This is a genomic window from Bradyrhizobium sp. P2_E8, assembly GCF_056403875.1.
Genome location: NZ_JBFUES010000669.1, coordinates 1 through 4,361 on the forward strand (window position 1 = coordinate 1; position 4,361 = coordinate 4,361).

Consider the following 4,361-nt stretch of genomic DNA (forward strand, 5'->3'; position numbering starts at 1 on the left):
GCGAATGCCACAGCGCGATGGCAAGCACGGCGGCGTTGCAGGCATTGGCGAGCATGATGCCGACGGAATAGCCGAGCACCAGCGACATCTGTTCCGCGCGGATATGGCCGGCCATGGCTTCGTCGGTTGCGGGACCGCCGAACGCTGACAGATCGCCGGCGAACAGCCGCGCGAAATAGGTGGTCAGTTGAGTCCGCATTCTAAGGCCTAGCAGGATGGGCCGTTCGTCCGGCTCGATCAGGAGAATTCGCTGCAAACCTTTGACGAACTATGAATTATCCCCGCCTGTCACGGTCGCCGCGACCACTTCTGCGTGTTCCATCGACAGTATCGATAACAAATCGATACAAATGCGCGCCGAGAGCGTTACCACGGCAATCGCATAGGAACTTTCGCAGGAGGTCGTCATGCCCGGGCTCGTCCCGGGCATCCACGTCTGTCGTGCCGCGGGGCAGCGCGTGGATGGCAGGGACAAGCCCGGCCATGACGCTGTGGAAGTTTCGGTACCTCAAGCTCTCACGTCATATGATCGCGGAGAACTCACCGCCCCAGCTGCTTCGGATCGTAATAGAACCGTTCTTCGATCAGCTGGTCGCCTTGCCAGGTCTGCCACGCGATCTCGTCCAACGTTCGGATGACGCCTTCCGCGCTGGTGAAGCTGAACCGCCAGCGTGTCGCGACAGTGTCGCCCTCGATCAGGCTCGGCCCGATGCGCACGGCCTTGACCTCCTTGGTCGCGGCCAGCACGCCGCGCTCTTTCGCTGCCAACTTTTCCCGGCCGACGGTTGGYGCGGCGTTGTTTTCATAAGTCGCCGCGTCGGGCGCATAGAAATGTTCGATCGCGCCGACGAAGTCCCCATCCTCCAGCCGCTTCGCAAAGGCTTCGACGATCTCACGACTGGGCATGACATACCTCACGATTAAAACCGACTGATGGTCGGTAAATACCGACCGGAAGTCGAAAAGTCAACTGGCCGTGTCAGCCGAATTGGATTAGACGACACTCATGGCGAAACAGGCGGAGCGGCGGGCGGCGACATCGGAGGCGATCCTGACGGCGGCGCGCCGCCTGTTCGGGACGCAAGGCTTTGCCGCCACCACCATGGACGAGATCGCGGAGGGGGCCTCCGTCGCCAAGGGTGCGGTCTATCATCACTTCAAGACCAAGGAGGCGGTGTTCGAAGCCGTGTTCGAGCAGGTCTCGCGCGACCTCGTTGCGGAGATCGACAGCACCGCGCGGGCCGAGAAGGACGTGCTCGCTGCGATGGTCGCGGGCACCCAGCATTACTTCGCAGCGACCGCCAAGGGCCCGACCGGCCAGATCATCCTGCGCGACGGCCCGGCCGTGCTCGGCTGGGAGCGCTGGCGCGAGATCGATGCCGAGCATTTCGGCGGCAAGCTGCCGCGCGCGATCGCAGCCGCCATGGAGGCCGGGCTGATCGCGCGGCAGCCGGTCGAGCCGCTGGCGCGGCTGCTCCTCGGCGCGGTCACGGAGGCTGCGGTCGCCTGCGCCGGACGCGCCGATATCGCAAGGGCGGGCGCGGAATATGCCCGTGCGTTCAAGTCGCTGGTCGAGGCGCTGCGTCTGCGCGCATGATCGTGGTAAGCCACGAACGGAAGCGCCCACACCAACAAGAACACTGGCAAGACATGACCGCAAACTCCTCTCTCGCACCAATCGATCCCGAATTCGACTACATCATCGTCGGCGCCGGTTCCGCCGGCTGCGTGCTCGCCAACCGCCTGTCGGCGAATGGAAAGCACAGCGTGCTGCTGCTCGAGGCCGGCCCTAAGGATTCCAACATCTGGATCCACGTGCCGCTCGGCTACGGCAAACTGTTCAAGGAGAAGACCGTCAACTGGATGTACCAGACCGAACCGGAGCCCGAGCTGAAGGGGCGCCAGGTGTTCCAGCCGCGCGGCAAGACGCTGGGCGGCTCGAGCTCGATCAACGGCCTGCTCTATGTTCGCGGTCAGCACGAGGACTATGACCGCTGGCGTCAGCTCGGCAACACCGGCTGGKGCTATGACGACGTGCTGCCCTATTTCAGGAAGGCCGAGAACCAGTCGCGCGGCGCCGACCAGTATCACGGCAGCGGCGGGCCGCTGCCGGTCTCCAACATGATCGTGACCGATCCGCTGTCGAAGGCCTTCATCGACGCCGCGGTCGAGACCGGTCTGCCCTACAACCCTGATTTCAACGGCGCCACGCAGGAAGGCGTCGGCCTGTTCCAGATCACCACGCGCAACGGCCGCCGTGCCTCGACGTCGGTCGCCTATCTCGGCCCGGCGAAGACGCGCGGCAATCTCAAGATCGAGACCGGGGCGCTCGGCCAGCGCGTGCTGTTCGAGGGGCGCCGTGCCGTCGGCGTCGAATACCGGCAAGGCGCGCAGCTGCGCCGTKTCCGCGCACGCAAGGAGATCGTGCTGTCGAGCGGCGCCTACAATTCACCGCAGCTGCTCCAGCTCTCCGGCGTCGGTCCTGCCGATCTGCTGCGCAAGCACGGCATCGATGTCGTGCTGGACGCGCCGGGTGTCGGCCACGATCTCCAGGACCACATGCAGGTCCGCATCGTGATGCGCTGCTCGCAGAAGATCACGCTCAACGACACCGTCAACAACCCGATCCGTCGCACTTTGGCCGGCGCGCGCTACGCGCTGTTCCGCAAAGGTTGGCTGACGATCGCGGCCGGCACGGCGGGCGCGTTCTTCAAGACCAGCCCGCGGCTCGCCTCGCCCGACATCCAGGTCCACTTCCTGCCGTTCTCGACCGACAAGATGGGCGAGAAGCTGCACGACTTTTCCGGCTTCACCGCCTCGGTGTGCCAGCTGCGTCCCGAAAGCCGCGGGTCCTTGCGCATCCGGAGCGCCGATCCGACCGTGCCGCCGGAGATCCGCGTCAACTACATGTCGACCGAGACCGATCGCACCACCAACGTCGAGGGCCTGAAGATCCTGCGCAAGATCCTGAACGCGCCGGCGCTGAAGCCGTTCGTCGTGGGCGAGGTCGATCCCGGCACGAAGGTATCCACGGATGCCGAGCTGCTGGATTACTGCCGCGTGCGCGGCAGCACCATCTACCATCCGACCTCGACCTGTCGTATGGGCAATGACGCGCTCGCAGTGGTGGACCAGCGGCTGAAGGTGAGGGGGCTCGAAGGCCTTCGCGTCGTCGACGGCTCGATCATGCCGGACCTCGTGTCGGGGAACACCAACGCGCCGATCATCATGATCGCCGAAAAGGCCTCCGACATGATATTGGAGGATGCGCGGTAAAGCATGATCCGGACCCGGAGGGCCGCGTTAGCGCAAAGTGGGCGCCGGTTTTCCGATAAGATCATGCTCAAATAAGACAACGCGCAGTGAAAGGACCAGGACTTGGCTACTCGACTCAAGATCGGCACACGCAAGAGCGCGATGGCGCTGGCACAGACGGAAGAGATCGCGCGCCGCCTGACCGCCGCCGTGCCCGATCTCGAGGTCGAGATCGTCAAGTTCGACACTACGGGCGATCTCGACCAGACCAGCAAGCTTTTGCCGCATGGCGGCAAGGGCGGCGCCTTCGTGGCGCAGATTCGCGCCGCCGTGCTGTCGGGTGAACTCCAGGCGGCGATGCATTCGCTGAAGGACATGCCGGGCAACGAGGACACGCCCGGCCTCGTCATCGGTGCCACGCTGTCGCGCGATCCACCCAATGACGCGCTGGTGCTGCGCGACGGCGTGACGCTGGCGGCGCTGCGCCAGTCGCGCGGCAAGGGGTTCAAGATCGGCACCAACGCGGTGCGTCGCGCGGCCTATGCGCGGCGGCTGTTTCCTGACGTGGAGGTCATCCACTTTCGCGGCGCGGCCGACACGCGCGTGCGAAAGCTCGACAACGGCGAGAAGCAGCGCCTGCCGGATGGCGGCGCGGTGGGGCCTGCCGATGCGCTGATCATGGCGCGCTCCGGCCTCGATCGCGTCGGTCTTGCGGACCGCATCGCCTACGAGTTTACTCCGGCGGAGATGCTGCCGGCGGCAGGGCAAGGCATCGTCGCGGTCGAATGCGCCGCGCAGGACTGGCAAACGCGAAAAATCCTGTCGTCGATCGACGATCCCGCCGCCCACGCCTCTGCCGATGCCGAGCGCGAGGTGCTTTGGGTGCTGAACGGCCACTGCAATTCGCCTGTCGCGGGCTTCTCGACTATCGCAGGCGGTCAGATGTCGCTCACCGCGTCCGTGCTCGACCTCTCCGGCAACACCATCATCGAAGCCTCGCGCACAGGCCCCGCCAACCGGCCCCGTGAGCTTGGCCGTGCCGTGGGTCTCGATCTGCTGACGAAGGGCGCTGCCGAGATCATCGAGCGCAGCCGGCCGCGCTAGCC

General features: G+C 65.3%; 4 protein-coding genes and 1 pseudogene. 3 read left to right on the forward strand and 2 right to left on the reverse strand.

The features are described from left to right. Positions 1 to 199: pseudogene (locus tag AC1D00_RS29150) on the reverse strand (putative bifunctional diguanylate cyclase/phosphodiesterase); the annotation flags it as partial. A gap of 341 nt (positions 200 to 540) precedes the next feature. After that, the gene (locus AC1D00_RS29155; protein WP_027549364.1) at positions 541 to 906 is read right to left on the reverse strand and encodes a nuclear transport factor 2 family protein; all 366 of its coding nucleotides are present in this window, start codon (positions 904 to 906) and stop codon (positions 541 to 543) included. 100 nt (positions 907 to 1,006) lie between these two features. On the opposite strand from AC1D00_RS29155, the gene AC1D00_RS29160 reads away from it, so the two are divergent. The 3 genes from AC1D00_RS29160 to hemC all read left to right on the forward strand — a co-directional run bounded on the left by AC1D00_RS29160 (position 1,007) and on the right by hemC (position 4,359). After that, on the forward strand, positions 1,007 to 1,597 hold the full coding sequence (locus AC1D00_RS29160) for a TetR/AcrR family transcriptional regulator (protein WP_027549363.1): 591 nt from the start codon (positions 1,007 to 1,009) through the stop codon (positions 1,595 to 1,597). A 53-nt stretch (positions 1,598 to 1,650) separates the two neighbouring features. Continuing rightward, positions 1,651 to 3,276 carry a GMC family oxidoreductase gene (locus AC1D00_RS29165; RefSeq protein ID WP_477013042.1) on the forward strand — a complete coding sequence of 542 codons (1,626 nt, stop codon included), beginning with the start codon at positions 1,651 to 1,653 and terminating at the stop codon, positions 3,274 to 3,276. 102 nt (positions 3,277 to 3,378) lie between these two features. Next, positions 3,379 to 4,359, forward strand: coding sequence for a hydroxymethylbilane synthase (hemC, locus tag AC1D00_RS29170; protein WP_477013043.1), 981 nt, complete (start codon positions 3,379 to 3,381; stop codon positions 4,357 to 4,359). Positions 4,360 to 4,361: the final 2 nt, after the last annotated feature.

Coding starts and splice junctions, on each gene's coding strand:
- AC1D00_RS29160 (WP_027549363.1), top strand. CDS start 1,007: ATGGCGAAACAGGCGGAGCGGCGGGCGGCGACATCGGAGGCGATCCTG.